At 45.3% G+C, this 25,434-nt stretch carries 32 protein-coding genes; 29 read left to right on the forward strand and 3 right to left on the reverse strand.

What is annotated here, in order from left to right; translation table 11 throughout:
- Nucleotides 1-44 precede the first annotated feature (44 nt).
- The 15 genes from pstC to ADM98_RS06630 all read left to right on the forward strand — a co-directional run bounded on the left by pstC (nucleotide 45) and on the right by ADM98_RS06630 (nucleotide 14,584).
- Nucleotides 45-986: a phosphate ABC transporter permease subunit PstC gene (pstC, locus tag ADM98_RS06560; RefSeq protein ID WP_053452776.1), complete on the forward strand. Its 942-nt coding sequence runs from the start codon at nucleotides 45-47 to the stop codon at nucleotides 984-986.
- 1 nt (nucleotide 987) lies between these two features.
- The gene (pstA, locus tag ADM98_RS06565) at nucleotides 988-1,896 is read left to right on the forward strand and encodes a phosphate ABC transporter permease PstA (RefSeq protein ID WP_053452777.1); all 909 of its coding nucleotides are present in this window, start codon (nucleotides 988-990) and stop codon (nucleotides 1,894-1,896) included.
- Between the two features lie 95 nt (nucleotides 1,897-1,991).
- Complete coding sequence (gene pstB, locus ADM98_RS06570; RefSeq protein WP_053454494.1) at nucleotides 1,992-2,768, forward strand: phosphate ABC transporter ATP-binding protein PstB; 777 nt, start codon at nucleotides 1,992-1,994, stop codon at nucleotides 2,766-2,768.
- Nucleotides 2,769-2,786: 18 nt separating this feature from the next.
- Nucleotides 2,787-3,449 carry a phosphate signaling complex protein PhoU gene (gene phoU, locus ADM98_RS06575; protein ID WP_050678392.1) on the forward strand — a complete coding sequence of 221 codons (663 nt, stop codon included), beginning with the start codon at nucleotides 2,787-2,789 and terminating at the stop codon, nucleotides 3,447-3,449.
- A 107-nt stretch (nucleotides 3,450-3,556) separates the two neighbouring features.
- Nucleotides 3,557-4,282, forward strand: a complete 726-nt coding sequence (locus ADM98_RS06580; RefSeq protein WP_053452778.1) for a DUF4912 domain-containing protein — start codon at nucleotides 3,557-3,559, stop codon at nucleotides 4,280-4,282.
- A 32-nt stretch (nucleotides 4,283-4,314) separates the two neighbouring features.
- Nucleotides 4,315-6,498 carry a 1,4-alpha-glucan branching protein domain-containing protein gene (locus ADM98_RS06585; RefSeq protein ID WP_053452779.1) on the forward strand — a complete coding sequence of 728 codons (2,184 nt, stop codon included), beginning with the start codon at nucleotides 4,315-4,317 and terminating at the stop codon, nucleotides 6,496-6,498.
- A gap of 104 nt (nucleotides 6,499-6,602) precedes the next feature.
- A complete protein-coding gene (rpmG, locus tag ADM98_RS06590) occupies nucleotides 6,603-6,752 on the forward strand; it encodes a 50S ribosomal protein L33 (RefSeq protein ID WP_012369771.1) in 150 nt (49 codons plus the stop codon).
- A gap of 65 nt (nucleotides 6,753-6,817) precedes the next feature.
- Nucleotides 6,818-7,363 (forward strand): 5-formyltetrahydrofolate cyclo-ligase, encoded by a 546-nt coding sequence (locus tag ADM98_RS06595; protein ID WP_053452780.1) that lies wholly within the window; start codon nucleotides 6,818-6,820, stop codon nucleotides 7,361-7,363.
- Nucleotides 7,357-8,136, forward strand: a complete 780-nt coding sequence (locus ADM98_RS06600) for a DUF92 domain-containing protein (protein WP_053452781.1) — start codon at nucleotides 7,357-7,359, stop codon at nucleotides 8,134-8,136. The genes ADM98_RS06595 and ADM98_RS06600 overlap by 7 nt, the downstream gene beginning before the upstream one ends.
- Before the next feature lie 165 nt (nucleotides 8,137-8,301).
- A complete protein-coding gene (locus ADM98_RS06605) occupies nucleotides 8,302-9,258 on the forward strand; it encodes an L-lactate dehydrogenase (RefSeq protein WP_053452782.1) in 957 nt (318 codons plus the stop codon).
- A 257-nt stretch (nucleotides 9,259-9,515) separates the two neighbouring features.
- Entirely contained in the window at nucleotides 9,516-10,025 is a 510-nt protein-coding gene (locus tag ADM98_RS06610) for a GNAT family N-acetyltransferase (RefSeq protein WP_053452783.1), read from the forward strand.
- A 161-nt stretch (nucleotides 10,026-10,186) separates the two neighbouring features.
- Entirely contained in the window at nucleotides 10,187-11,224 is a 1,038-nt protein-coding gene (locus ADM98_RS06615; RefSeq protein ID WP_082318512.1) for a M42 family metallopeptidase, read from the forward strand.
- Nucleotides 11,208-11,411 carry a YqgQ family protein gene (locus ADM98_RS06620; RefSeq protein ID WP_053452785.1) on the forward strand — a complete coding sequence of 68 codons (204 nt, stop codon included), beginning with the start codon at nucleotides 11,208-11,210 and terminating at the stop codon, nucleotides 11,409-11,411. The genes ADM98_RS06615 and ADM98_RS06620 overlap by 17 nt, the downstream gene beginning before the upstream one ends.
- 83 nt (nucleotides 11,412-11,494) lie before the next feature.
- Nucleotides 11,495-12,445 carry an ROK family glucokinase gene (locus ADM98_RS06625; protein ID WP_053452786.1) on the forward strand — a complete coding sequence of 317 codons (951 nt, stop codon included), beginning with the start codon at nucleotides 11,495-11,497 and terminating at the stop codon, nucleotides 12,443-12,445.
- Between the two features lie 216 nt (nucleotides 12,446-12,661).
- Nucleotides 12,662-14,584: an LTA synthase family protein gene (locus ADM98_RS06630; RefSeq protein WP_053452787.1), complete on the forward strand. Its 1,923-nt coding sequence runs from the start codon at nucleotides 12,662-12,664 to the stop codon at nucleotides 14,582-14,584.
- 104 nt (nucleotides 14,585-14,688) lie between these two features.
- Here the strand turns inward: ADM98_RS06630 and ADM98_RS06635 are convergent, their stop codons facing one another.
- Nucleotides 14,689-14,868, reverse strand: coding sequence for a DUF2759 domain-containing protein (locus ADM98_RS06635; protein ID WP_023467553.1), 180 nt, complete (start codon nucleotides 14,866-14,868; stop codon nucleotides 14,689-14,691).
- A gap of 168 nt (nucleotides 14,869-15,036) precedes the next feature.
- On the opposite strand from ADM98_RS06635, the gene ADM98_RS06640 reads away from it, so the two are divergent.
- On the forward strand, nucleotides 15,037-15,654 hold the full coding sequence (locus ADM98_RS06640; RefSeq protein WP_053452788.1) for an MBL fold metallo-hydrolase: 618 nt from the start codon (nucleotides 15,037-15,039) through the stop codon (nucleotides 15,652-15,654).
- 40 nt (nucleotides 15,655-15,694) lie between these two features.
- On the opposite strand, the gene ADM98_RS06645 is transcribed toward ADM98_RS06640, so the two are convergent.
- Complete coding sequence (locus tag ADM98_RS06645) at nucleotides 15,695-15,958, reverse strand: DUF2626 family protein (RefSeq protein WP_023467555.1); 264 nt, start codon at nucleotides 15,956-15,958, stop codon at nucleotides 15,695-15,697.
- 224 nt (nucleotides 15,959-16,182) lie between these two features.
- On the opposite strand from ADM98_RS06645, the gene ADM98_RS06650 reads away from it, so the two are divergent.
- The 13 genes from ADM98_RS06650 (at nucleotide 16,183) to gcvPB (ending at nucleotide 24,987) form a co-directional block, all read left to right on the forward strand.
- A complete protein-coding gene (locus ADM98_RS06650) occupies nucleotides 16,183-16,569 on the forward strand; it encodes a Spx/MgsR family RNA polymerase-binding regulatory protein (protein ID WP_035409130.1) in 387 nt (128 codons plus the stop codon).
- A gap of 62 nt (nucleotides 16,570-16,631) precedes the next feature.
- Nucleotides 16,632-17,474: an ATPase, T2SS/T4P/T4SS family gene (locus ADM98_RS06655; protein ID WP_053452789.1), complete on the forward strand. Its 843-nt coding sequence runs from the start codon at nucleotides 16,632-16,634 to the stop codon at nucleotides 17,472-17,474.
- A 53-nt stretch (nucleotides 17,475-17,527) separates the two neighbouring features.
- Nucleotides 17,528-18,430, forward strand: coding sequence for a type II secretion system F family protein (locus ADM98_RS06660; protein ID WP_235504919.1), 903 nt, complete (start codon nucleotides 17,528-17,530; stop codon nucleotides 18,428-18,430).
- Between the two features lie 17 nt (nucleotides 18,431-18,447).
- Nucleotides 18,448-18,759: a competence type IV pilus major pilin ComGC gene (locus ADM98_RS06665; RefSeq protein ID WP_023467559.1), complete on the forward strand. Its 312-nt coding sequence runs from the start codon at nucleotides 18,448-18,450 to the stop codon at nucleotides 18,757-18,759.
- Entirely contained in the window at nucleotides 18,728-19,189 is a 462-nt protein-coding gene (locus ADM98_RS06670; RefSeq protein ID WP_053452791.1) for a prepilin-type N-terminal cleavage/methylation domain-containing protein, read from the forward strand. Before ADM98_RS06665 ends, ADM98_RS06670 begins: the two co-directional genes overlap by 32 nt.
- Nucleotides 19,190-19,194: 5 nt before the next feature.
- Nucleotides 19,195-19,554, forward strand: a complete 360-nt coding sequence (locus tag ADM98_RS17240; RefSeq protein WP_152910957.1) for a type II secretion system protein — start codon at nucleotides 19,195-19,197, stop codon at nucleotides 19,552-19,554.
- Nucleotides 19,445-19,840: a hypothetical protein gene (locus ADM98_RS06675; RefSeq protein WP_235504841.1), complete on the forward strand. Its 396-nt coding sequence runs from the start codon at nucleotides 19,445-19,447 to the stop codon at nucleotides 19,838-19,840. The genes ADM98_RS17240 and ADM98_RS06675 overlap by 110 nt, the downstream gene beginning before the upstream one ends.
- Complete coding sequence (locus ADM98_RS06680) at nucleotides 19,816-20,109, forward strand: hypothetical protein (protein ID WP_053452792.1); 294 nt, start codon at nucleotides 19,816-19,818, stop codon at nucleotides 20,107-20,109. The genes ADM98_RS06675 and ADM98_RS06680 overlap by 25 nt, the downstream gene beginning before the upstream one ends.
- Nucleotides 20,102-20,587 carry a shikimate kinase gene (locus tag ADM98_RS06685; RefSeq protein WP_053452793.1) on the forward strand — a complete coding sequence of 162 codons (486 nt, stop codon included), beginning with the start codon at nucleotides 20,102-20,104 and terminating at the stop codon, nucleotides 20,585-20,587. Before ADM98_RS06680 ends, ADM98_RS06685 begins: the two co-directional genes overlap by 8 nt.
- Complete coding sequence (locus ADM98_RS06690) at nucleotides 20,584-20,898, forward strand: hypothetical protein (RefSeq protein WP_053452794.1); 315 nt, start codon at nucleotides 20,584-20,586, stop codon at nucleotides 20,896-20,898. Before ADM98_RS06685 ends, ADM98_RS06690 begins: the two co-directional genes overlap by 4 nt.
- A 184-nt stretch (nucleotides 20,899-21,082) precedes the next feature.
- The gene (gcvT, locus tag ADM98_RS06695) at nucleotides 21,083-22,165 is read left to right on the forward strand and encodes a glycine cleavage system aminomethyltransferase GcvT (protein WP_053452795.1); all 1,083 of its coding nucleotides are present in this window, start codon (nucleotides 21,083-21,085) and stop codon (nucleotides 22,163-22,165) included.
- 13 nt (nucleotides 22,166-22,178) lie between these two features.
- Nucleotides 22,179-23,525, forward strand: a complete 1,347-nt coding sequence (gene gcvPA / locus ADM98_RS06700) for an aminomethyl-transferring glycine dehydrogenase subunit GcvPA (protein WP_053452796.1) — start codon at nucleotides 22,179-22,181, stop codon at nucleotides 23,523-23,525.
- The gene (gcvPB, locus tag ADM98_RS06705; protein WP_053452797.1) at nucleotides 23,518-24,987 is read left to right on the forward strand and encodes an aminomethyl-transferring glycine dehydrogenase subunit GcvPB; all 1,470 of its coding nucleotides are present in this window, start codon (nucleotides 23,518-23,520) and stop codon (nucleotides 24,985-24,987) included. Before gcvPA ends, gcvPB begins: the two co-directional genes overlap by 8 nt.
- Before the next feature lie 66 nt (nucleotides 24,988-25,053).
- Here gcvPB and ADM98_RS06710 read toward each other — a convergent pair whose 3' ends face one another.
- Nucleotides 25,054-25,434, reverse strand: coding sequence for a rhodanese-like domain-containing protein (locus tag ADM98_RS06710; protein ID WP_035409116.1), 381 nt, complete (start codon nucleotides 25,432-25,434; stop codon nucleotides 25,054-25,056).

A 25,434-nucleotide genomic window follows, 5' to 3' on the forward strand; every position in this document is an offset into this window, starting at 1 on the left:
TTGGGTCACATTCTCATGTCAAGAAGAGTAGGGAGTGAAGAAGGATGAGTTCAACACAAAACAAATCGGTTCGCGAGCTGATTCAACAGAACCGACAACAAAAATACAGTATGAAAAACGTCATGGAACGCGTCATGCCGATCGTGTTATTCCTTTGTGCGTTCGTCTCGGTCGTTACGACCATCGGCATCATTCTCACGTTAGTCATTGAAACAGAGCATTTCTTCGAAGTTGTTCCGTTTAAGGAATTCTTCGGTAGTACGAGCTGGTATCCACTCAACTCACAACCTGAGTATGGAATTTGGCCACTTGTCGTCGGAACGCTTGAGATTACCGTGATTGCGATGCTAGTTGCCGTGCCGATCGGCCTCACGTCTGCGATTTATTTAAGTGAGTACGCGTCAGACCGCGCACGCCGTATCTTAAAACCAATTCTTGAAGTATTAGCAGGTGTTCCAACAATCGTCTTCGGATTCTTCGCATTGACGTTCGTTACACCATTACTCGTCAAGTTGATTCCAGGTCTGCAAATCTATAATGCGCTCAGCCCGGGGATTGTCGTCGGGATCATGATCATTCCGATGATTGCTTCGATTTCTGAGGATGCGATGAGCTCTGTACCGAAGAAAATTCGTGACGGTGCGCTCGCCCTCGGTTCGACCCGCCTTGAAGTTGCATTGAAAGTTGTCGTTCCAGCTGCCTTGTCAGGTATCATTGCATCAATCGTTCTCGGAATGTCACGTGCAATCGGTGAAACGATGATCGTGACGATCGCTGGTGGTTCGAATCCAACAGCAGCAGTTGATCCACTTGAGCCAGTCCAGACAATGACAGCATATATCGTTCAGGTCGCCTTGGGTGATGCTGGATTTGGAACAGTCGAATATTACAGTATCTATGCGGTCGGTACACTCTTGTTCGTCTTCACATTAGTGATGAACTTACTTGCGAACTGGATCACACGCCGCTTCAGAGAGGAGTACTAAGATGGCCTTACCAGAAAAACAACCTGTCTCGAAAAAATTCATCGATCCAGTCGCGGTCAAGAAATCAATTAGCCAGCGACTCGTCGTCAATAACGTCACAAAAGTCATTTTCCTTGCTGGACTGTTCTTCGGTCTCGTCGTCCTAGGTATTCTCCTGTTCGGTGTCATCCGTGACGGTGCTTCATGGTTATCACTTGAATTTCTTCAAAATGCACCATCTCGTCGTGCTGAACGTGCTGGGATTTATCCGGCATTGATGGGATCAATCTTCTTGATGCTCTTAATTATTCCGATGATTTTCATCATTGGTGTCGGAGCTGCGATTTATTTAGAAGAGTACGCGAAAAAGAGTCGAATGACTTCGTTTATTGAAGTCAACATCTCGAACCTTGCAGGTGTTCCATCGATCGTCTTCGGTTTACTTGGATTGACGTTCTTCGTTCGAAACATGGGCTTCGGTTCAACACTGATTGCTGGAGCATTGACGCTTGCGTTAATGAGTCTTCCGGTCGTCATCGTATCGTCACAAGAAGCGATTCGTGCTGTTCCACAAGCGATGCGTCATGCATCACTCGCACTCGGTGCATCGAAATGGCAAACGACGTTCAAAGTCGTCCTTCCGGCTTCGTTACCGGGTGTCATTACTGGGATTATCTTAGCTGTATCTCGAGCAATCGGTGAGACAGCACCACTTATCATGGTGGGAGCTGCGATCTTTATTGCTCGTGCGCCAGAAAGTATTTTCTCAGAGTTCACAGCACTGCCGATCCAAATCTATAACTGGACAAGTCGTCCGCAAGCAGATTTCCAAGGTCTTGCAGCGGCAGGAATCATCATCTTGATGGTCATCCTCTTGACGATGAACTCGATTGCAATCTGGATCCGGAACCGATTCTCAAAACGTTACTAATCGAACTAGATAGAAGGGATTTCTTTTAAGGAGGAAGACAGATGATGGATACGAAGCTGAACACGAAATCAGTCGTTACAGAAGGGGCGGAGCGCATGAACCAGCCAGTAGCAGCACGCGAAAGCGTCTATAACGTGAAAGACTTGAACTTATGGTACGGAGATGACCATGCGTTAAAAGATGTCAATCTAGATATCAAGAAAAATGAAGTCACGGCAATCATCGGACCTTCGGGTTGTGGTAAATCAACGTTCATCAAAACGTTGAATCGGATGGTTGAACTTGTTCCAATCGTACGGACGAATGGTGCGATCGAGTATCACGGCCGTAATATCTTTGATAAAGAGTACGGTGTCGAAGAATTACGAACGTCTGTCGGAATGGTCTTCCAGCAACCGAACCCGTTCCCAAAATCGATTTATGATAATATCGCCTATGGTCCTCGTGTCCATGGTGTCAAAAACAAAAAAATCCTCGACGAGATCGTTGAACGTAGTTTACGCCGTGCGGCAATCTGGGACGAGGTTAAAGATCGCTTGAACGAAAATGCCTATGGCCTTTCTGGTGGTCAGCAACAACGTCTTTGCATCGCCCGTTGTCTCGCAATCGAACCGGACGTCATCCTAATGGATGAACCGACATCGGCACTTGACCCAATTTCTACATTAAAAGTAGAAGAACTCGTTCAAGAGTTGAAATCAGATTACTCAATCATCATCGTGACGCACAACATGCAACAAGCTGCACGTGTGTCGGACAAAACGGCATTCTTCTTGAATGGTGAAGTTGTTGAGTTCGATCAAACAGATCGGATCTTTGGAAATCCGAGTGACAAACGGACAGAAGACTATATTTCAGGACGATTCGGATAAGAAGGGGAGACGAGACGAATGGCAGCGAACCGTACGATTTTTGGAGAAAACCTTGCAATACTTGATCAAAAAGTCTTTTTACTCGCACGTAAGACGATGCAACAAATCGCAACGACGGCAGAAGCTCTCGAAAAATACGATCAGGACATCGCGCGAGGTGTCATCGAGAACGATAATGAACTCGATGATCTTGAACTCGAAATCAATGATGATGCGATTCTCTTAATCGCGAAGCAACAACCGGTTGCAACGGATTTACGACGAATCATCACGGCGATGAAAATTTCGTCGGATCTTGAACGGATTGCTGACTATGCAGGTAATATCTCAAAAGCGGTTCTTCGCGTCGAGACATTCCCATACGTCATTGATATCTCCTTATTGAAGGAAGCGTTCGAGACATTACTAGACATGACGGAAACAGCAATCGTCGCCTATCGTGATGGAGACGTCGAAAAGGCAAAAGCGTTGTCTGATCTTGATAACGTCATCGATGAGACGACATATAAGGCGCTTCGTCAGTATATGCGTCATATGTCCCTGCAACCGATCGTCGTTGATGAGGTCATGCAATTTACGAATATTTGCCGCTATATCGAACGGATGGGTGACCACTTGACGAACGTCGGTGAGCATCTGATTTATCTCGAAAAAGGAAAACATTATGATTTAAACGGGTGAACCAAGTAGGCAGGAGGAATTTCCTCTGCCTACTTTTTTTGTAAAGGAATTCGAAACACGTTTGTAGAATAGGAAAGAAGTGAATAATGACAGAGAGGTGATTGGGAATGCTTGAGCAAATCATTAAAATGAAAGAACAAGGGCTGACAACAAAACAAATCGCAGCTCAATTAGATACGACTGAAGGAAAGATCAAATATGCTTGGACTAAATACCGTAAATCACTAACAGAACAACCTTCTGCAGAAGCACCAAAAGTAAAATCAAAAACGGTCAAGCAGACGAAAAAATCGACGGCACCAGTACTTGATGTCGTACCGTCTGTACAAGTGATGCCATCACTAGAGCGCGACGCATTTGGAATGGCGACGCACTATGAAGATGATATTCTTCATGCTATCGTTCAGTCACCGACAGCTTTATACGTCTACTGGGAATTGTCTGAACTGTCGAAACAGTTACTCGAGACGCATTACCATACATCGTTCGATTCGTTCCGAAAAGAGTTACGCGTCATTGATGTCACTCTCGTTGATTACGAACAAGGACAAGCGAACCGAACGTACCAGTTTGAACTACCGGAGATGACGAACGCTTGGTTCGTACGACCGGTAACCCCGAATACTACATACATCATTGAATGGGGCATTCAAACGATTGATGGGGACTTCGTTCCAGTATTGCGTTCGAAACCCGTTGAGACACCGCGCGACGAAGCAGTCACAGATGGACGTTTCGCTGAAGTCGTCCAACATTGGCAATATGGAGAGGTCGAACAACCGGAATGGGTCGAAGTATTACGTCCGTATTCCTATTTCGATCGCGTCCGGTAATGGAATTAGAGAGAGGGAAAGGAAGAGAAGCTATGCGAAAAGGATATTTTTCACTCGTCTTACATGCACACTTACCATATATCCGTCACGAAGAGGCACATCGTCTAGAAGAACGATGGATGTACGAAGCGATATCAGAAACTTATATCCCGTTGCTCTGGGAAGTCGATCGTTTGTCACGTCCGCTCGGATGGACAGTCAGTATTTCACCACCTGTCATCGAGATGTTGGCAGACCCATTGATTCAAGAGCGTTATATTGAGCATATCGAGGATACATTGCGATTGATCAATCAAGAACTAGAGCGAGACCTCGATCAAAAAGAAAGAGATGCTCTTATGTTCTATCAAGATCGGTATCATGATCTATTAAATACGTTCCTTCACTGGGAAAAGGACTTGAATCGTGCCTTCCGTCATTACAAAGAACAAGGTTACCTTGACTTGATTACCTGTACAGCGACACACGGTTTCAGTCCACACATGTTATCTGAACAAGCGGCACGATCTGAAATTCAGACAGGGTTGAATTGTTTCGAACGCCATTACGGATTCCGTCCATCTGGTCTTTGGATGCCAGAGTGTGCGTATACGCCTGGCCTTGATCGTATTTTGTATGAGGAAGGTATTCGTTACACGTTTGTTGACGAACATTCGATTTTAAACGCGGATCCGTCACCAGCACACGGAATCGGAGCTCCCGTCTATTCTCCGCACGGCGTAGCACTTTTCCCTCGCGATCAAATCATCTCAGGAAAGATTTGGAGTTCCGTCATCGGATACCCAGGTCACCCGGATTACCGTGAATTTTATCGGGACCTTGCATATGATCGTGAATGGGATCAAATCGCCGAATTCATGCATCCGGAAGGATTACGATACGATACCGGGTTGAAGTTGCATCGTGTAACCGGTGAAACGGATCAAAAAGACTACTACGTTCGAGATTGGGCGTGGCAACGGACGAGTGAGCACGCAGCAGATTTCGCACAAGCACTCGGCGAACATTTAGATACGTATCAAGCACAAGATTTTCCACCGTTTCTTGTAACAGCACCATTCGATGCGGAACTGTTTGGTCACTGGTGGTTTGAAGGACCTGACTTCCTCGGTAAAGCGATGGAGCGTTTAGAAGATCAAGAAATTGAATCGATCTCACCTGCTACTTTCCTTGAACGTCACTTCCAAGATATCGATACTGTTCATGTTGCAATGGGAACATGGGGACGTAAAGGATATGCGGAAGTCTGGATTAATGAACGAAATGACTGGATGATTCGTCATCTTCATCAACTTGAAAAAAGATTGGCGGGCGTCGTGGCGCGAAATCGTCATCAAGATGCATTGACTGTCAAAGCAAAGCGTCAACTCATTCGAGAATATTTGCTTGCAGTCTCAAGCGACTGGCCGTTCATTTTAGACGGTCAGACGACGGCACAATATGCGGCAAATCGTTTCCGAGAACATGTTCTTCGTTTCGAAGAGACAGAGCGACGTCTCGATGCGGAAGAGCTGACGATGGAGTGGCTTGACGATCGCTATCGAGAATATCCATTCCTTCAAGATACAGATATCGAACCGGATGTCTTCTTGACGGCGCATGATTACTATGTAGCGGTCAAACGCGAAAAATCTTGGAATACAGACGCCATCTTATTGTTTGTGCGACAGTATGACACGTCAGAACGACCAGCTGAAAATCTCGCTAAACGACTCGCAGCTGCTGGAGAAAATGTCTACGTCGTTACAGAACACGCAGAGGCGTACCGCCTACAAGATGGTGTGCATGTTTACGGAGTTCAAGTAAGTGGATTACCACTCGTTCAGACGTACAATCAACTTGCGGCATTAAATCTAGCATTTTTACGTCAGGCTCAAGCATTAAGTAAAATCGTTGATTTCCAAGTCGTTCATAACTTCAATATGGATACTGCGTCAGCCGCGCAAGCTTTTTCGAAAGTAAAAAACATCCCTCTCGTCAGTAATGTCTATGATTTAGAGAGTGAGCGCTCACCAGATCGTTCGGGTGGTCTTGTCGTCGCCATTAAACGTCTTGAGGGAGATGCTTTACGTCATTCTTCCGTTGTTTATTTAGAACGAGAAGAGTCACGCCACGGGGTGGAACAAGAGTATCATGTCGAAAAGAAACCCCTTCGTTTTGAAGAGAACCTTGAAAAACCATATCAACACGTGACGAATCCGAAAAAGAACGGATGAACAGTTGCAATTCCTTTCCTTTCTTGGTACGATACTTGAGTATGCTTAACCTTATGTAAAGCAAAATCACTTGATACATCGAGAGCTAGATAGGAGGGAATCCCATGCGCGTTAAAATCACATTAGCTTGCACTGAAACTGGTGACCGTACTTATATCACTAAAAAGAACAAGCGTAACAACCCAGAGCGTCTTGAGTTGAAGAAATACAACCCACGTCTCCGTAAGCACACACTTCACCGTGAAGTGAAATAATTGAGATGGAAGCCGTCACTTCGTGTGATGGCTTTTTTTGTGGATTTTTAGAAAGGAAGACAGTCATGAATAAAAAAGAAATACGCCGTCTGATCAAAGAACGGCTCGATCAGATCGAGGATCGCGCGGAGAAGGAGCGATCTATCCACGAACATGTCTTATTGTTACCTGAATGGCAACAAGCGACGTGTGTGGCAATCACGTTAGCTTTTCGAAATGAATGTGATACGAGAATGTTGATTGAACAAGCATGGCAAGAGGACAAGATCGTCTTGATTCCGAAAGTAGTTGGAGATGAGATGGTCTTTTATGAATATAGACCAGAAGATCAATTACAACAAAATCAGATGGGGATTGCTGAACCGACTGACTCGGCACGTCGTGCTTCACTTGATCAAGCAGAATTTTGCCTTGTTCCGGGACGTGCCTATCGCCGGGATGGTTATCGATTAGGATGGGGCGGTGGCTATTACGATCGAGCACTCGTGACCTATACAGGGTGTAAAGTGTCAATGGCCTTCTCAGAACAGCTCCTTCCTGATTTTGAAGTGGAAGCTTTCGATATCCCAGTCAACCTCATCGTCACTGACCAAGAGGTCATTCGATGTTAAGCGTCACGATCTTATTTTGCCTCGCCCTTGCCTTGGTCGGACGATATTTTCGTTTATTGACGACAAGTGGTGCCGTCATGACGATGGTCGTCGGAACTGGTGTCTCATTTGGATTCGGTTGGAAGGGACTAGTGGTACTCTTGCTCTTTTTTGGGAGCTCGAGTCTTTTATCGAAGGTCGGACAATCTAAAAAACGATCCGTCGACTCAATCGTTGAAAAAGACGGTGCGCGTGACGGATGGCAAGTACTTGCGAATGGTGGGGTAGCCTTCGTCGCTGCACTAGCGTATGCGATAACGATGGACACGGCGTATCAGTTATTATTTTTATTCGTCATCGCGGCATCTAATTCCGATACGTGGGCTTCTGAAATTGGTCCACTTTCTAGGCGCGATCCATGGTCTTTAAAAACATTTCGACGGGTACCAGCGGGAACGAGTGGAGCGATGTCACTTATCGGAACGATCGGTACAATTGCTGGAGGTGCTTTCATCGCATTAGCGGCGCAGTGGATATTTTCTCTTACTGTGACACATGTCTTACTTGTGATCGGCATCGGTATACTAGGAAGTCTACTCGATACGATGTTTGGCGCCGTGTGGCAACGTGTTTATCGATGTCCGGTTTGTGGAGAACGCACCGAAAAAAGAGAGCATCATGGACAACCGACAACGTACGTCTCAGGTATTCGATTTCTTGGAAATGATGCCGTGAACGTCATGACGAGCGGTCTTGCAAGTGGAATCGGGTTTATCATCGTCCGATTCTGGTAACTGGAAGGTATACGAAGCTGTAATTCCTTATGTTAGGATATCAATGACACAAAATGGACAAATGTGATTAATTTCACATGTTACAAAGAATGTGAAAAATGTTACAATTTATTTGTGAGATAGTTAACAAACTCTTAGGACGAATGAAAGGGTGGACATAACGATATGGAATTACATGCGAAAGTGACACGGGTAGCACTTATTGGAGCCGGAGCAGTCGGTTCAAGCTTTGCCTATCAGATGTCAACAGCCGGACTTTGTGAGGAACTGGTCATCATTGATGTCAACAAAGCAAAGGCTGAAGGGGAAGCGATGGACTTGAACCATGGAACACCGTTTAGCTCTTCACCAATGCGCATCTGGGCTGGTGATTATACGGATTGCCGTGAAGCTGAGGTCGTCGTCATCACGGCGGGTGCTCCTCAAAAACCAGGCGAGACAAGACTCGATCTTGTCGCAAAGAATGCGTTGATCATGAAAGAAATGATTCGTCAAATCATGGATTCCGGGTTTGACGGGATCATCGTCGTGGCTTCCAATCCGGTTGATATCATGGCTCATCTAGCTTGGAAATATTCTGGTCTTCCAAAATCTCGCGTATTTGGATCAGGAACGGTGCTTGATACAGCACGTCTGCGCCAAATGCTAGGAGAATACTTTCACATTGACTCTCGCAATGCCCACGCCTACATTCTTGGCGAACATGGTGATACGGAATTTGCAGCCTGGAGCAATAGCCGAATCTATGGAAAGACGATTGACGAACTGCTTGCTGAAGACGATCGTTATTCTCAAGCAGATCTCGATCAAATCTACATCAACGTCCGAGATGCTGCGTATCATATCATCGAGCGTAAAGGGGCCACTTATTATGCGATTGGACTTGGACTCGTTCGCATCGTTCGAGCTATCCTTGGGAATGAAAACTGCTTGTTGACGGTCGGAGCGCATGTCGACGGACAATACGGAATCTCCGGCATTCACATTGGAGTACCGGCAATCATCAATCGTCAAGGTGTTCGTGAAATCATTGAAGTCTCATTGACGGAAGAAGAATTAAAAAAATTCCATCATTCTGCTGAGGTATTGCGTCAGACACTTGAACCCGTTTTGCAAGGATAACATCATATATCAAGACAAAGTTTTTTACGAAATAGAGGATTAAAAGCTCAAGTATTGGACGCATTTCTTAATGTCCGCACTTGAGTTTTTTTGATGAATGGAAAAGGTAAGGTCAAAATCAGATCCAATTTGTCTGAAATAAAAGAGAAAAAATCTAGGTTTTATTTTACTAGAAAAAGGTTAAGTAAAAGATAGAAGCGTTTTTCCGTTATTTTTTTGTACGTCATGAAACCCAAAAAAGGAGAGAACCGACAGTCATGTATACTTTTCGAAAATTAACTAAAGAGGATGCAGAACAATACTGGAATCTACGCCTTGAGGGATTAAAGAATCATCCAGATGCATTTGGTCATTCGTTTGATGATGAACAGCAAACCCCGCTCCGCGAAGTACAAGAAGGGCTTGAAGGAGAACCCGACTCCGATGAGGTTTGGCTGGGTATGTTCGATGGGGATACGTTGTTTGGGTTTGGTCAGGTCAAACCGTATGAACTATCACGTGAATCGCACAAAGCGATGATTTCCGGAGTATATGTATCGCCTGAATATCGTGGTGGTACAGGGCGTGCTCTAATGGAAGCATTAATCGACGAGGCGAAGAAGTTACCTGACGTTGAGCAAGTCATTCTTGCCGTATTATCAGGAAATGAAGCAGCGCAAAGCCTTTATGAATCGCTTGGCTTTGAGGTATATGCTGAAGATCCAGACTCTGTAAAATTAGAAGACGGCACATACCGCGATGATATTTGGATGAAAAAATACGTCTAAGTTCAGCATATGGTGTGGACGAAAAAGCTGTAGCAAAAAAGTGCTACAGCTTTTTCGTGTGGTACATGTAGGATAACAGTACCGACAAAGAATGAATATTTGTTATCATAAAAACAAAGCGGATAGCACGTTGTAGTCCGATTGAAAGGGAGCGAATGAATATGAAAGAAGTCATACGTACGATTGAAGAGCTGGTCTCGATTCCAAGTCCGACAGGTTCGACGAAAGAAGCGATTACATATGTAGAAAAGCGGTTGATCGGAGAAGGGATCACGTATCGAAAACTCGAGAAAGGGGCCATCTTAGCGACTTTGCCTGGCGCTTCAACTCGCACTCGGTTACTGACGGCACATGTCGATACACTTGGGGCAATGGTAAAGGAAATTTTGCCTACTGGGCGACTCAGTTTATCACAATTAGGTGGATATGCTTGGACAGCGATCGAAGGTGAGAACTGTCTCATTCATAAGATGGACGGTCAGACGATTTCTGGTACGATTGTCTTCCATCATTCAAGTGTGCATACATCGCGCGAGACGAATAAAACGGAACGATCTGCTGATAATATTGAAGTACGACTTGATATTCGTTCGACGACAGCAGAAGAGACACGTGTTGCGGGGATTGAAGTCGGAGATATCGTAACGTTTGATCCGCGTTTCCTATATACAGAAACAGGATTCGTAAAGTCTCGCCATCTTGATGATAAAGCATCAGTTGCTTTGTTGCTCGAATTGATCAAAGAATGGAAAAACATCGAACTACCTCATACGGTACAGCTTCTGATTTCAAATTACGAAGAGGTTGGCTTCGGTGGAAATGCTGGATTCACGGAAGAAGTCGCAGAATACATCGCGGTCGACATGGGTGCGTTAGGCGATGGTCAGCATTCCGACGAATTCACGGTCTCGATTTGTGCAAAAGATGGTTCTGGTCCATATGACTTGGCGTTACGTCACCAGTTAACGCGTTTAGCGCAACGCAATAGTATTCCTTATAAAGTTGATATCTATCCGTTCTATAGCTCGGACGCCTCGGCAGCAGTGCGTGCGGGACATGACGTTCGACATGGACTGTTTGGTCCAGGGATTGAATCGAGCCATTCTTACGAGCGAACACATGAGACGTCGTTACAAGCGACCTATGATTTGCTACATGCGTATGTAAAGGAGCCGATGGTTGATGAAGACACTGTATGACGTTCAACAGTTACTCAAGACGTACGGGACATTCATCTATCTTGGGGACCGGGCATCCGATATCGCAATGATGATGCTTGAACTCGATGAATTGCAAGAAGCAGGCGTTTTGGAGCAACGTCAGTATGATTCAGCAAAACTCATCTTACGTCATGAATTAAAACGTTCACAAAACAACGATATTTAAGATTGCGCAACCCTTTGCGCAATACGAGTGTGTCCGTTAAAATGAACAAGTAGATATTATATGAGCATAGGGGAGACAGAGCAATGAAATGGTTACTCGGTATTGATATCGGTGGAACGACAGTCAAGATGGCAATTTTGGATTTGCAGGGTATCATCGTCGAAAAATGGGAGATTGAAACAGTCATTTTGAATGACGGTGTACAGATTCCAGGGGATATCGCCAAATCATTCTTTGAGAAGTGTCAAGAAAGCAATAAACGTCCAGAAGATTTCGTCGGAGCGGGCATTGGCGCGCCAGGGTTTATTGATTTCAATACAGGTGTCGTCGAAAAAGCAGTTAATATCGGATGGAATAACTTCGAACTCGTCGGTGAATTCGAGCGCCTGACAGGTTTGCCAGCAGTGCTTGAGAATGATGCGAACGCTGCGGCAATCGGTGAGATGTGGAAAGGTGCCGGTAGTGGCGCAACAGAATTGCTGGCGGTCACACTTGGTACGGGTGTCGGTGGTGGTCTAATCACGAACGGACAAATCGTACACGGAACAGTCGGAATGGCTGGAGAAATCGGTCATATTACGATGTTGCCTGAAGGTGGCGTCATGTGTGGCTGCGGACGGAAAGGATGCCTTGAGACGATTGCGTCCGCAACAGGGATCGCTCGTCTTGGTCTTGAGAAGCGTAAAGGGCAAGAGACTTTACTTAACGACATCAAGGCAGTGACAGCAAAAGATGTATTCGAAGCGTATGAGAAAAGAGACCGGATTGCAACGGAAGTCGTGGAAGAGGTGACATTTCACCTCGGACTTGCCATTTCTAACCTAGCAAATAGTATTAATCCGGAAATCATCGTCATTGGTGGTGGTGTTTCGAAAGCGGGAGAGACGTTACTTGCTCCACTACGTCAACAATTCGAACGCTTTGCTTTACCACGGGTCTTCGGGTCGACGACGTTTAAAATTGCTGAACTTGGTAACGATGCAGGAGTCATCGGATGCGCATGGCTTGCTAAACAAATGTTCCTCACAAAATGATAATATTCAATTTCAGCAAAAGGTTCGCTTCGGCGAATCTTTTTTTTGTTTACAAACGTATAGTAAATATGTGATTGTTAAGTATCTTCCGGATTCCGGTTGCATTTTTGTAAAACTAAGCGTAAAATTTTCACGTGATATGGGTATATGTAAATTATGAGGTAAGTTGTGTGAACTGAAAACAGAAAGCACATGTAAATTAGGAGGCAGGTTTTTATGCAGCAAGACGCAAACATCTGGTCGCGAATGCGCCTAAAGATGGGTCAAGGCGTTCGCAGCACTTATAAAGAGCACAAACTCTTTTGGATTGCGACCTTATTGATTTGGTTAAAAACGTATTTAGCGTATACACTTTTCTTCAACGTTCCCGTAACGAACTCTGCGCAAGCATTCATTCTACTAATTAATCCAATTAGTTCAGCGCTCTTCATGTTCGGGTTCAGCTTCTTTTTCCGAGGAAATGTTCAAAAATGGTTCATCTACGGCACACTATTCGTCGCGACACTCGTTTTATATGCGGACATCATTTTCTTCCGCTTCTTCAATGACTATCTGACGTTGCCAGTACTGTTCCAAACTTCGAACGCGGAGACGGTCTCTGCTTCACTTGGATCCCTTTTAAGCTGGGCTGACTTACTAATCGTCGGCGATTTGATCATCTTACCGTTTTTCTTACGGAAAATGGACATGTCAAAAAACGTCGCGTCACGCGGACGTGCGATTCTCGCATTCGTTGCAGCAGTCGTCGTTTTCCTTGGAAACTTGACGCTTGCTGAGACAGAACGCCCAGAATTATTGACACGTGCTTTTGACCGGGAATTACTCGTTAAAAACATTGGAACATTTAACTTCCATATGTATGACGCACTCATCCAGTCGAAGACATCTGCGCAAAAAGCACTTGCAGATAGCTCTGAATTATCAGAAGTGCAGAACTTCATCGATTCGAAACATGCTGCACCGAACCCTGCTATGTTTGGGAAATACAAAGGTAAGAACGTTATCGTCGTATCTTTTGAATCGGCTCAATCGTTTGCAGTTGGCTTAAAAGCACCAAACGGTCAAGAGATTACACCGAACCTGAATAAATTGATCAAGCAATCTCATTCATGGGATAACTTCTATCATAATACAGGACAAGGGAAAACGTCAGATGCCGAATTTATTCTTGAGAACTCAATCTATCCACTTGGTCGAGGATCTGCATTCTTTACGAATGGGGAGAACGAATTCCGTGCAACACCTGAAATGTTGAAAGAAGATGGCTATTATTCAGCTGTTTTCCATGCGAATAATAAGTCATTCTGGAATCGAGACATCGTCTACAATAGCTTTGGCGTCGATCGTTTCTTCTCGGAGACGGATTATGATTTAGGGGACCCAGCAGATTTGACGGAGTGGGGCTTGCTCGATGACAAGTTCTTCGAACAGTCACTACCGATGTTAAAAGATTTACCACGTCCGTTCTATTCAAAGTTCATCACGTTAACGAACCACTATCCATTTGAGATGCCAAAACCAGAAGACGAACTTGTACCACCGCTTGAGACGAGTTCTACGACGCTCAATCATTACGTTCAGGCACTGGCATATCAAGATATGGCACTCGGTAAATTCATTGAAGGTCTGAAAAAAGATGGTACGTGGGATGATACGATCTTCATGGTCTATGGTGATCATTATGGTATTTCGACAAACCATAATGCTGCGATGGCAGAGCTTATGAAAAAAGATGAATTAACATCGTATGATGTTGCGCAACTTCAACGTGTGCCATTCGTGATCCATTTGCCGGGTCAATCGAAAGGTGTTAAACACGAAAATGTTGCGAGTCAAATCGATATCAAACCAACATTGCTTCACCTGTTAGGTCATGATTTCAAGAATGAGGTCTTGTTCGGTACCGATCTCTTCTCGAAACAACATAAAGATTATGCGTTGTTCCGTGACGGTTCTGTCGTAACAGACAAAACGGTCTACACGCAAGAAACATGTTATGACCGCAAGACAGGAGAAGAAGTAGATGGGGAACTAGCAGAGATGTGTAAACAGTCCACGAAACAATCTGAGAAAGAATTAGAACTCTCAGATAAAGTCATCTATGGTGACTTGCTCCGTTTCCTGCAAACTTCAAAATAAGACGATGAGAACGAATCTACTTTCGAGTGGATTCGTTTTTTTTTTGTAGAAAGACAAATAAAAAGAGAGATGCACGAGGCACCTCTCTTTTTAGCGTATGCTGATTACGATGGAATACCGCCGTAAATCAATGTCGCAATCCCGAACCAGCCGAATAAGACGACAGTTAGGCCTGCGAATACGAGTGGAAACATTTGGCGTTTCTTAAGTGAACGAACGACGGCCCAAACGCCGACGAGTGCGACGAAGAAGAAAAGCCAACCGATTGGTTGATCCAAATGCATGACGTACTCCCCCTTAAACAATCACGTTATGAATTTCACGAAGATTTCACTTAAATCTCACTTTTTAGTTTATCCGACTCGCGGGATAAAGTCGAGAGGGCGTTGCAGGAACTTTCGACAATTTCGTGTATAGTAGGGGAAGAGTCTATTGTAAAGGGGTTTTATAGAATGGAAATCGTAATGATCACTTCCGGTATGGCATCTGAAAATGGTTATTTATTGTTTAAGGACAAAGAATGTCTCGTTATTGATCCTGGGACAGAGGATATGCGTTTTTTCGATGAAATTGAAAGTCGAGGAGCATCTTTAAAAGGAATCTTGTTGACGCATGCCCATTTTGACCATATCGGAGGTGTCGATATGTTACGGCGTTTTACAAAAGCACCGGTTTATGTTCATACGGAAGAAGCAGGCTGGCTTGGTAATCCAGAATGGAATGGTTCAGCAAAATTCGGTATGCCACCAATGCGGATGAAACCAGCAGACCAAATGTTGCAACCAGGACGATTGACAATTGGTAGCTTTTCGATGCATGTATTAGAGACGCCTGGTCATTCACCAGGAAGTGTGACGTTCTACTTCAAAGGAGAGCGGATTGCGTTCGGTGGAGATCTCTTATTCCAGCAAGGAGTAGGGCGGACGGATCTTTATGGTGGGGATCAGGATGTGTTGATGCGTTCACTTGATCGAATCATTGCTGAACTACCGGCAGATACAACGGTTTATCCGGGGCACGGTCCGAGTACGACGATTCGTCAGGAAATGAAATCTAATCCATTCCTATAATAGAAAACTCGCCATCCAAAAGGATGACGAGTTTTTTTGATTACATCTGGAAATTCGACCAGTACGTAAAGACGATGAAAAATACAGTTAAGTAAGCTCCAAAGATGTAGACATACGTTTTTTCAGTTAAGCGCAAGTAACCAAGCGCTGCAAAAAAGACGGTTTGTGCCAAGAAGACAAAGCCCATGACTAAAAATGAATCCGTATGCTCACTTGAGCTTGCATCGCCACCCAATGCGCCGATAAATGCCATGACTGCGATAATACCAGTCCAGAAACCGAGTACGCGGTACATTCTCCCCATTCCTATAACCCCCTAAATCCGACAGATAGTCAATATACGTACTTATTTTACCAAGCAAACAATCATCCGTCTATCCTGTTCTAGTGATTGTTAAGGAATAACTGTGAACAAAAGATGAAGTTTCAAAAAAAGTTGTACAATAGTTGTACAAAAGGTGTACAAAGTCAAAATAGCATGCTATAGTAACTGTAATGAAACCCCACACTTTGAGAGGAGGAGCAAAAATGGCGAATGAACTAGTCTTTTTCACATATCCAAGTTGTACATCATGTCGTAAAACGAAATCATGGTTAAAAGAGGAACATGTTGATGTAGAGGAACGTCATCTGTTCAGAAATGCTCCAACAGTTGATGAACTCATGGAACTGTTGAAATTATCGACGGATGGGATTGAAAGTTTGCTCGCAACACGCAGCCAAGCTTTTAAAGACCTCGGTATTGATATTGAAGACATGAAACTTAGTGAGTTATTACGCCTCATGAGTGACAATCCGAAATTGTTACGCCGCCCGATCATCACTGATGGAAAACAACTCGTTATCGGTTACGATAAACCAGGTCTTGAGACATTGGCGAAGCGTAAACATCGGACAATTGCACACGTATCCTAAAGAAGCCGGTTTGGTCGGCTTCTTTTTTTTGTGTATTGTGTGCTGTAAGGAGGTGAATCGAAGTGAAGGAATGGACGACAGATCTCATGGAACGATTCGAAATGCTTGGTGCAACAGATGTTCATTTCGTACCGAACGAAGCGTGCGTCCGGATTGTTTGTCGAACGAACGACGGACTATGTGAACAAGAAGATGTCGAACTCACACTTTACCGAACGCTCGTCAGTCATGTTCGGTATGAAGCGAACTTAAAAGAACAAAATGAACGGATTCCGCAAAGTGGTTTGTATCCGCATGGGAAAAAGGGAATGCGCGTCTCTTTGTTGCCGAGTCGACAGGGAGATGCGATGTCGTGGCGTTTTTATCGATCGACGGTTTCGCGAGAGTTGGCATTACGGACGCTACATGACCAGCTCGACTTCGACTGGTTAGCAGACCAGCGACATGGCTGTATCATCATCTCGGGATCAACAGGAGCGGGGAAAACGACGATGTTATACTCCTTGATGCATGCAATGGATGAAAAACGAATCATCTCGATTGAAGATCCGGTGGAATGTACGGTACCGAACGTCTTACAACTGGAACTAAATGAAAAGGCTGGATTTACTGCTACGCGATGTTTTGAAGAGATATTACGGGCGGACCCGGACTGGATTGCTTTTGGTGAAATACGGACGAGGGAGGCAGCGCGTTTGACGATCAATGCCGCACTCAGTGGGCACGTCGTGTTGTTTACGTTACACGCCGGAAGTATTGACGAGGCACGATTGCGATTACGTAGCTTAGGTGTCGAAGAGTCAGAACTGGCTGTCTGTCAACGGATCATTCATCTCGAGCGAAAAGGAGAGGATGTACGCTGTACCGTCAGAAACTTACAAGCCGCGATCAAAGTCGGTTCTTAAAACGTTATCATCGACTGTTATCAAAAGGTATCTCAGCGAAGGAAACGCTGCTCATTCTGAAACGATTTGAGCGTCACCCGTTTTCTAAGGTGGTCGGGGAAATGGCGCGTCGCCTTGAAAATGGCGAATCCTTTTCAGCATCGCTTGAACCACTTGCTTTAACGAATGCATTAAAACGACTCCTGTTTGTCGGAGAGAAGACGGAAAGACCCTTACTCGTTCTGCGTCAAATCGTGAAACTACTTGATCTTGAAACAGAAATGCGGTCGAAATTTTGGAAGATGATCCGCTATCCCCTTGTTTTAGCGACTAGTCTATTCCTCCTGTTCTTCTTTTACGCCCTCTACGTATTCCCGTCTCTTCTCGAGATGTCGGATCCAAAAACCCTCCCATCTTTTCTTCAACTCCTTCTTCATCCCGCAGCGAAATATGTTCTCGCAAGTATTCCTGTCCTTTTGTTAATCTTTAGCTACCTCTTTTTCCGTCTCTTCCCGTTGACACGTATTTTACGACTCAAACCACTACAGCGCTTGATTCGTCTGTATTACAGCTATTTATTTACAATCGAAGTGGGCTCATTCATTGATGCTGGTTTCTCACTCGAAGAAACATTTCGTCACCTCGAGCAAGGACAAGCGAATAAAAAAGGTCATCTGTATGCGCGTTTGCATGCTAAACAGCAAGCAGGAGAGCCACTTGCAGAAGCGCTTGGTGAAGATGAAATCATCGAAGCTGAGACGATTGGGATCGTCCATTTGGCGCGAGAAAGTGGTGATCTTGGTCCATTGTTACTTGAACAAGCGACACTCTTACATGAAGCAATGGAAGAAGAACTGGAGAAGAAATTGCTGTGGATTGAGCCGATTTTATACGGCGGATTAACGATCATGACCGGAACGTTGTTTCTCATCTTGTATTATCCGATTCAGCTAGCGATTCAGCAGCTTCCATTTTAGACAGAGGAGACGATATGATGAAACAATTCTTAAAACGACAAGATGGATTCACCTTACTTGAAATGGCAGCTGTCTTACTGATCATCTCATTGTTACTGCTCGTCTTGATTCCGACGATGACGAGCGGGAAAGATCAAGCGAAAGGTGTCAGTTGCGAAGCGAACATTCGGGTCATTCGGTCGGAGGTAAACCTTTACTATGCCAAAGAGAAGAAGTATCCGGAATCGCTCCAGACGATCAATCGCGGAACCGCTGATAAACCAAATGCCCTTGTCTGTGATCAGGAGACGTACACCTATGATCCGAAGACCGGCGAACTTACGAAGTGAGAAAGGGTTTACGCTACTCGAGATGACGGCGGTGCTGACGATCATTGCTTGTTTACTTGTTTTATTGTTACCGGCACTGTTTGAGAAGCGTCCGGACTGGATCCCACTCGAACAAGAGGTACGTTTAATGGAACAAGATATTCAAACGCTCCGGCTCATGCAGTACTCGAAAGAGGATCAATCATTAATGCAGTTTCGAATTCGAGGTGATGGCACGGGTTACCTTGTCCTAGCGGATGATCGACTGTTATGGCAACGGACGTTTCAAAATGATCATACGTGTACAGTCCCACCTTCGAATCGGATCATCTATTTTAAAAGTTATCACTCAATCTATGCAGCAACCTGGTCTTGTCGTTCGGCGACAGCTGAATACGAGATTAAGTTTTTACTTGGGAACTATCAAATGGCGATTCGGAAAGTGAGGTAATGGTCGTGAACTTTACGCAAGAAGATGGATTTTCTTTGCTTGAGACGATTCTTTCCATCGTTGCAATCGGTACCTTCTTGATGGTAGCGATTGACCCTTATCTCGATTTACGAGCAAAACAGATGAAATGGGAACGCGAGACGGAGCAACTGGAACAGATGGCAACGGATCAAGTCGAAAATCGATCCGTGTCATATGTTCTGAAGCAAGGAGCGTGGTGTAATGAAACGATGTGTCTTGCGAGCGGAATCCGGAATGACCCTCCTCGAATTGTCATTCGTCCTCTGGCTCAGTCCACTTCTTCTGTTAGCGATTTTGACGTTGACACCACTCGTCCGTCCGCCGGAAGTCAATCGGATGAATGAAGAATTGTTCTTTCATACAGTAGAACGACTGATGTGGCGAAGTACGATGTGTGAGCGCGTTGGAGACGAAATCCGCGGGATGGACGTCAATCCAGGAGAGGCAGCTGAAAAATGGCGTCTCGTTCGCGTACAAGATCAATTACGCCTCAAGAAAGAACAGGGAGGTGAACTGACATACGCCCGCGACGTCAAACACTACATGGTGACAGGAAATGCCGAGATCATCTCGATTCAGTTAAACGACAACAGACGTTCTTTCCGGTGCGTCAAGAAGGATTCATCTTAATTCAAACCTTATTGTTGCTTTTAGGAATGGGTATCGTGATCTTGATTTCTTGTCAGCAGATCGATGAAGAGATACGTCACCATCAGTTAGAACAAGAAGCACTCCAACTTGAGTCACTCGTTCGTGCAGCGAAAGTAGATTGTACGAAGGAGGAGACTCTTCGCTATCCAATCGGGCAAGTCAGCTGTACAGTGACCGATAAAGGCTTTAAAATGGAAGCGAGATTAGAGAATGGTCAAAGAATTGAGGCGGTCGTTACACATGAGTAAGGTTTATTTGATTGGCTTTATGGGAACTGGTAAATCAGCCGTCGGACGTCGATTGTGTACGCAATATGAGGTCGACGAACTAGATGAACGATTTGAGCGGGAACAAGAAAAAACGATTGCTGCTTATTTCGTCGAGCACGGTGAAGCAGGATTCCGTACACGTGAAGGCGAATTGTTGAAGAATAGCAAAGCGGAACTCGTTGTCACAGGCGGCGGGATCGTTGAACGTCCGGAGAACCGATCGTTCATGAAAGATTCTGGAACAATCATTTGGATCGATACACCATTTGATTTGATTTGGGAGCGTATCGCTTCCGATCCGAATCGTCCGCTCGTGACAGAACGGGAACAGGTGAAACAATTGTTTGAACGTCGCTATTCTTTATATGCTGAGATAGCCACTGTTCGGCTCGAAGGAACGGCATCAATCGATGAACTCGCTCGTGCGATTGAAACTGTATTGGAGGAGAAGTCATGATTTGGATTACGTTAGGTATTATTTTATTGTCCATCGTAGGACTTGTGCTATTTGGATTTAGTCTCTACAAAAAGAAGTTGTCTCAGGACATTCGACAGTTAAAACAACTGATGGAACGCTTTACGATTCGTCAGCAAACACTTCAAACGAACATTGATCATACGACGCATCGCATCGATCAAATCAAAGGAAACATCAATCGAATTACGGAAGAAGGAAATCGCGTCAAGCAAGGAGCAAGTCAGTTGGTTACGGAAGGTCGACGACTTCAAGAGGAAATCAAACGAACTGCCGGGATTAAACAATTTTGAAATGGCTTTCATGGGAAGAATATGAAACAATAGGAGAGAAGGGACAGGATCCTTTCTCTCTTTTTCGTATGTTCCTTTTTCCGAATAATACTAGATAATTATGATTTTAATTGGTAAGATGGATTTGAAAATGGAACATTAAAGAGAAGAGAGAGTAAAAACGTTCGTGAATAGGGGGATTTGTATGAGTCAAACGACATTGAAAAGAACACCGTTATTCGAAACGGTTTCGCAAACCGGTAAGATGGTGGATTTTGCGGGATTTGAAATGCCAGTTTTGTTTTCCTCGATTAAAGAAGAGCACGTTGCAGTAAGGGAGAACGTCGGTATGTTCGACGTCTCGCACATGGGTGAACTGTTCGTTAGCGGACCAGATGCTCTTTCGTTTTTACAAGCCACGTTATCGAATGATATTTCGAAGATTGCGGTGGGGCAAGCGCAATATAACGTCTTATGTCAAGAAGACGGTGGTACGGTCGATGATTTACTCGTATATCGTTTAGCAGAAACGGACTATCTTCTCGTCGTCAATGCCTCGAACATTGAAAAAGATGAACAACATTTACGTCAGTATGTATCAGGGGACGTCACACTTGATAATCAATCAGATCAATACGGTCAAATCGCTGTCCAAGGACCTCGTGCGGAAGCGGTTCTCTCCGGCATGACGTCACTCGACTTATCAGAGATCGGTTTTTTCAAGTTTCAACGGGGAACGGTTGCTGGAGTAGAAATGATCGTCTCGCGTAGCGGTTATACAGGCGAAGACGGATTTGAACTTTATATGGCAGCCGGTGACGCACCTGCTGTCTGGCAAGCACTGCTTGAGCAAGATGTCGTACCGTGCGGACTCGGGGCACGCGATACATTGCGTTTTGAGGCATGTCTTCCGCTTTATGGACATGAGTTATCAGCGACGATTTCACCAATCGAAGCTGGCATGGGCTTTGCCGTCAAACCACAATTCAAAACGTTCGTTGGTTCTGAAGTCTTGTTACAACAAAAAGAACAAGGTGCACCACGTCGATTGATTGGTCTTGAACTACTCGATAAAGGGATTGCACGTCAAGATGCACCGGTTTGGCATGACGGAGAAGTCGTTGGTGTCGTGACGACGGGTACGTTACCACCGACAGTCGGAAAAGCGATCGCTTGGGCACTCGTTCCAGCAGAAGTAGCGGAACAAGAGCAATTTGAAGTGGAAGTACGCGGAAAACGTCTAGCAGCGAAACGAACAGCGACACCGTTTTATCGTCGCACGAAATAAGGGGGATATTTCTATGGATTTTCGTTATTTACCAATGACAGCAGAAGATGAGCAAGCGATGTTACAAACGATCGGTGCAGCGTCGATCGAAGATTTACTCGCTGATATCCCGGCATCCGTCCGTGATAACGGTACATTGGAAGAAGTTGGGATTCCACTTCCGGAAACAGACTTGATTCGGACGCTCTCGAAGCTTGCCGACCAAAATATGAATACGAAACAATATCCATCGTTCCTTGGCGCTGGCATCTACGATCACTATGCTCCAGCCGTCGTCAACCACATGTTACTTCGTTCAGAGTTCTACACGGCTTATACACCATATCAACCAGAGATTTCGCAAGGGGAATTACAAGCGATTTTTGAATTCCAATCGATGATTTGTGAATTGACAGGCATGGATGTCGCAAACTCGTCGATGTATGACGGTATCACGGCGTTAGCGGAAGCGGCGATGCTCGCTTGCGCTCATACGAAGAAAAAAACGATCGTTCTTTCAGATGGTGTCCATCCGGAAGCGCACGATGTCGTTCGGACGTATGCAAATGGTCCTGGACTAAACGTCGAGACGTTGTCGCTAGAGCAAGGTGTGACACGAATCGATCAACTGGATGCGATTGAAGACGTCGCTTGTGTCATCGTCCAGTATCCGAACTTCTATGGACGCGTCGAAGAATTACAAGCATTGGCAGATGCGACTCATGCACGCGGTGCGCTCTTCATCGTCTCTGCGAATCCACTTGCGCTCGGTATCTTAGAAGCTCCAGGTAAACTTGGTGCGGATATCACAATCGGAGATTGCCAGCCGTTCGGGATTCCACAAAGTTTTGGTGGTCCGACGTGTGGTTATTTCACGACGACAAAAGCGTTGATGCGTAAGATTCCAGGTCGTCTCGTTGGACAGACGGTCGATGAGAACGGAAAACGTGGCTTTGTTCTGACGTTACAAGCACGTGAACAACACATTCGTCGCGATAAGGCGACATCTAACATCTGCTCGAACCAAGCGTTGAACGCATTAGCGGCTTCGATTGCGATGAGTGCACTTGGTAAACGGGGAATGCGCGAACTTGCGACACGTAACTTACAAACAGCGCATGCGTTAAAACAAAAGCTCAAGCAAGCTGGATTCACGATCGTCGACGATGGACCGAGCTTCAATGAATTCGTCGTCACGTTACCAATCGATGCGACACGTGCGAGTCAGCAATTGCTCGAGCACGGGATCATCGGTGGTCTACCGCTAGGTGCTTATGACGCAACGCGTCAGAACGAAATGCTCGTTTGTGCAACGGAATTACGGACGAAAGAAGAGTTGGATCAATTCGTGACAGCGTTAGGGGGACTCACACATGAATGAGCAAACATTGATCTTTGAAATTTCGAAACCGGGACGCATCGCCTATAGCTTACCGCTACCGACTGTCGATGAAGTGGCAGTAGAAGAATTGTTACCGGCTTCGATGTTACGCCAAGAAGACGTGGCATTACCAGAAGTATCGGAACTCGATCTCGTCCGACACTATACGGCGCTTTCAAACCGTAACCATGGTGTGGATTCTGGATTCTATCCACTCGGCTCATGTACGATGAAATACAACCCGAAAATTAATGAAGATATGGCGCGCCTCCCTGGGTTTGCGCACATTCATCCGCTCCAACCGGTCGAGAGTGTTCAAGGTGCACTTGGTCTGATGTATGATCTTCAAGAAAAACTCGCTGTCATTACAGGTATGGATGAAGTAACACTTCAGCCGGCAGCGGGAGCGCACGGCGAGTGGACCGGTTTGATGTTAATTAAGGCCTACCACCATGCGCGTGGTGATTTCAAACGGACGAAAGTTCTCGTACCAGATTCGGCGCACGGAACGAACCCGGCATCGGCATCGGTCGCTGGTTTTGATACGGTGACGGTCTTATCGGACGAGCGTGGTCTTGTTGATCTTGCGGACTTAAAGAAAAAAGTCGGTGAAGATACGGCGGCACTCATGTTGACGAATCCGAACACACTAGGTCTGTTCGAATCCGATATCGTTGAAATCGCAAAAGCGGTTCACGAAGCGGGCGGAAAACTGTACTATGATGGTGCGAACTCGAACGCGATCATGGGTATCGCACGTCCGGGAGATATGGGCTTTGACGTCGTCCACTTGAACTTGCATAAGACGTTCACCGGACCACACGGTGGTGGTGGACCAGGATCAGGACCAGTCGGTGTCAAACAAGATTTGATCCCGTACTTGCCAAAACCAATCGTCCGCAAAGAGGAAGAACGTTATGTTCTTGATTACGATCGCCCAGAAGCAATCGGTCGCGTCAAACCGTTCTATGGGAACTTCGGCATCAACGTTCGTGCCTATAGCTACATTCGGACGATGGGCGGCGCGGGACTCGCTCGTGTATCCAAAGAAGCAGTCTTGAATGCGAACTATATGTTGGCTCGTCTCAAAGGTGCGTTTGACGCTCCGTACGATGTTTACTGTAAACACGAATTTGTCTTGTCGGGTAAACGTCAGAAGGCACTTGGGGTTCGGACGCTCGATATCGCAAAACGTCTGCTTGACTTCGGATACCATCCACCAACAATCTACTTCCCGTTGAACGTTGAGGAATGTATCATGATCGAACCGACGGAAACAGAGTCGAAAGAAACACTCGATGCCTTCTGTGATGCGATGCTCCAAATCGCAAAAGAGGTCGAAGAGACGCCAGACGTCGTCTTAAACGCACCGCACACGACGGTCGTTAAACGGATGGACGAGACACTTGCTGCGCGCAAGCCAGTCTTACGTTATCAACCAAAACAAGAAGTACACGCATAATCTTTTCCATGAAAAAGAGGATTTCTCCGAAGAAGGAGAAATCCTCTTTTTACGATGAACGAAGCGTCAGCTCCGTTTGATTTTTCCTGACCATTGCTTGAATCCGCCTTTTAACTGATACAGATTCGTATAGCCTGCTTTTTTCAAGACTTTTGCAGCCTGTGAAGAACGCATGCTTCCTTGGCAATACAAGTAAATCGGCATGTCTTTTCGTAATTCTTTCGAGCGCATCTTCATTTGGCTGACCGGGATGTTCCGAGCGCCGACGATGTGTCCACCTTTGAATTCTTGTGTCTCACGGACATCGACGATTTGTGCCTTACGGTAGTTTGCGCGGAATTCTTCTTGTGACAATTTCGTGATGCCTTTGACCGGCATGAAACGCCAAGCGATGTAGGCGATCAACGCGACCCATAATACGATCGTAACGATAGTTCCAGTTTCCAT

Source organism: Exiguobacterium sp. BMC-KP, assembly GCF_001275385.1.
GTDB lineage: Bacteria > Bacillota > Bacilli > Exiguobacteriales > Exiguobacteriaceae > Exiguobacterium_A.

Bases quoted from the DNA above. Each gene is read 5' to 3' on its own strand.
- ADM98_RS06640 (WP_053452788.1), top strand. From the start codon at position 15,037: ATGGAAATCGTAATGATCACTTCCGGTATGGCATCTGAAAATGGTTAT.
- gcvPB (WP_053452797.1), top strand. From the start codon at position 23,518: ATGAATGAGCAAACATTGATCTTTGAAATTTCGAAACCGGGACGCATC.
- ADM98_RS06585 (WP_053452779.1), top strand. From the start codon at position 4,315: ATGCGAAAAGGATATTTTTCACTCGTCTTACATGCACACTTACCATAT.
- phoU (WP_050678392.1), top strand. From the start codon at position 2,787: ATGGCAGCGAACCGTACGATTTTTGGAGAAAACCTTGCAATACTTGAT.
- gcvT (WP_053452795.1), top strand. From the start codon at position 21,083: ATGAGTCAAACGACATTGAAAAGAACACCGTTATTCGAAACGGTTTCG.
- ADM98_RS06580 (WP_053452778.1), top strand. From the start codon at position 3,557: ATGCTTGAGCAAATCATTAAAATGAAAGAACAAGGGCTGACAACAAAA.
- gcvPA (WP_053452796.1), top strand. From the start codon at position 22,179: ATGGATTTTCGTTATTTACCAATGACAGCAGAAGATGAGCAAGCGATG.
- ADM98_RS06635 (WP_023467553.1), bottom strand. From the start codon at position 14,868: ATGCATTTGGATCAACCAATCGGTTGGCTTTTCTTCTTCGTCGCACTC.
- pstC (WP_053452776.1), top strand. From the start codon at position 45: ATGAGTTCAACACAAAACAAATCGGTTCGCGAGCTGATTCAACAGAAC.
- ADM98_RS06595 (WP_053452780.1), top strand. From the start codon at position 6,818: ATGAATAAAAAAGAAATACGCCGTCTGATCAAAGAACGGCTCGATCAG.
- ADM98_RS06630 (WP_053452787.1), top strand. From the start codon at position 12,662: ATGCAGCAAGACGCAAACATCTGGTCGCGAATGCGCCTAAAGATGGGT.
- ADM98_RS06690 (WP_053452794.1), top strand. From the start codon at position 20,584: ATGATTTGGATTACGTTAGGTATTATTTTATTGTCCATCGTAGGACTT.
- pstB (WP_053454494.1), top strand. From the start codon at position 1,992: ATGAACCAGCCAGTAGCAGCACGCGAAAGCGTCTATAACGTGAAAGAC.
- ADM98_RS06650 (WP_035409130.1), top strand. From the start codon at position 16,183: ATGGCGAATGAACTAGTCTTTTTCACATATCCAAGTTGTACATCATGT.
- ADM98_RS06710 (WP_035409116.1), bottom strand. From the start codon at position 25,434: ATGGAAACTGGAACTATCGTTACGATCGTATTATGGGTCGCGTTGATC.
- ADM98_RS06600 (WP_053452781.1), top strand. From the start codon at position 7,357: ATGTTAAGCGTCACGATCTTATTTTGCCTCGCCCTTGCCTTGGTCGGA.
- ADM98_RS06620 (WP_053452785.1), top strand. From the start codon at position 11,208: ATGAAGACACTGTATGACGTTCAACAGTTACTCAAGACGTACGGGACA.
- ADM98_RS06645 (WP_023467555.1), bottom strand. From the start codon at position 15,958: ATGGGGAGAATGTACCGCGTACTCGGTTTCTGGACTGGTATTATCGCA.
- rpmG (WP_012369771.1), top strand. From the start codon at position 6,603: ATGCGCGTTAAAATCACATTAGCTTGCACTGAAACTGGTGACCGTACT.
- ADM98_RS06605 (WP_053452782.1), top strand. From the start codon at position 8,302: ATGGAATTACATGCGAAAGTGACACGGGTAGCACTTATTGGAGCCGGA.
- ADM98_RS06685 (WP_053452793.1), top strand. From the start codon at position 20,102: ATGAGTAAGGTTTATTTGATTGGCTTTATGGGAACTGGTAAATCAGCC.
- ADM98_RS06615 (WP_082318512.1), top strand. From the start codon at position 10,187: ATGAAAGAAGTCATACGTACGATTGAAGAGCTGGTCTCGATTCCAAGT.
- ADM98_RS06670 (WP_053452791.1), top strand. From the start codon at position 18,728: ATGATCCGAAGACCGGCGAACTTACGAAGTGAGAAAGGGTTTACGCTA.
- ADM98_RS06665 (WP_023467559.1), top strand. From the start codon at position 18,448: ATGAAACAATTCTTAAAACGACAAGATGGATTCACCTTACTTGAAATG.
- ADM98_RS06675 (WP_235504841.1), top strand. From the start codon at position 19,445: ATGACCCTCCTCGAATTGTCATTCGTCCTCTGGCTCAGTCCACTTCTT.
- ADM98_RS06625 (WP_053452786.1), top strand. From the start codon at position 11,495: ATGAAATGGTTACTCGGTATTGATATCGGTGGAACGACAGTCAAGATG.
- pstA (WP_053452777.1), top strand. From the start codon at position 988: ATGGCCTTACCAGAAAAACAACCTGTCTCGAAAAAATTCATCGATCCA.
- ADM98_RS06610 (WP_053452783.1), top strand. From the start codon at position 9,516: ATGTATACTTTTCGAAAATTAACTAAAGAGGATGCAGAACAATACTGG.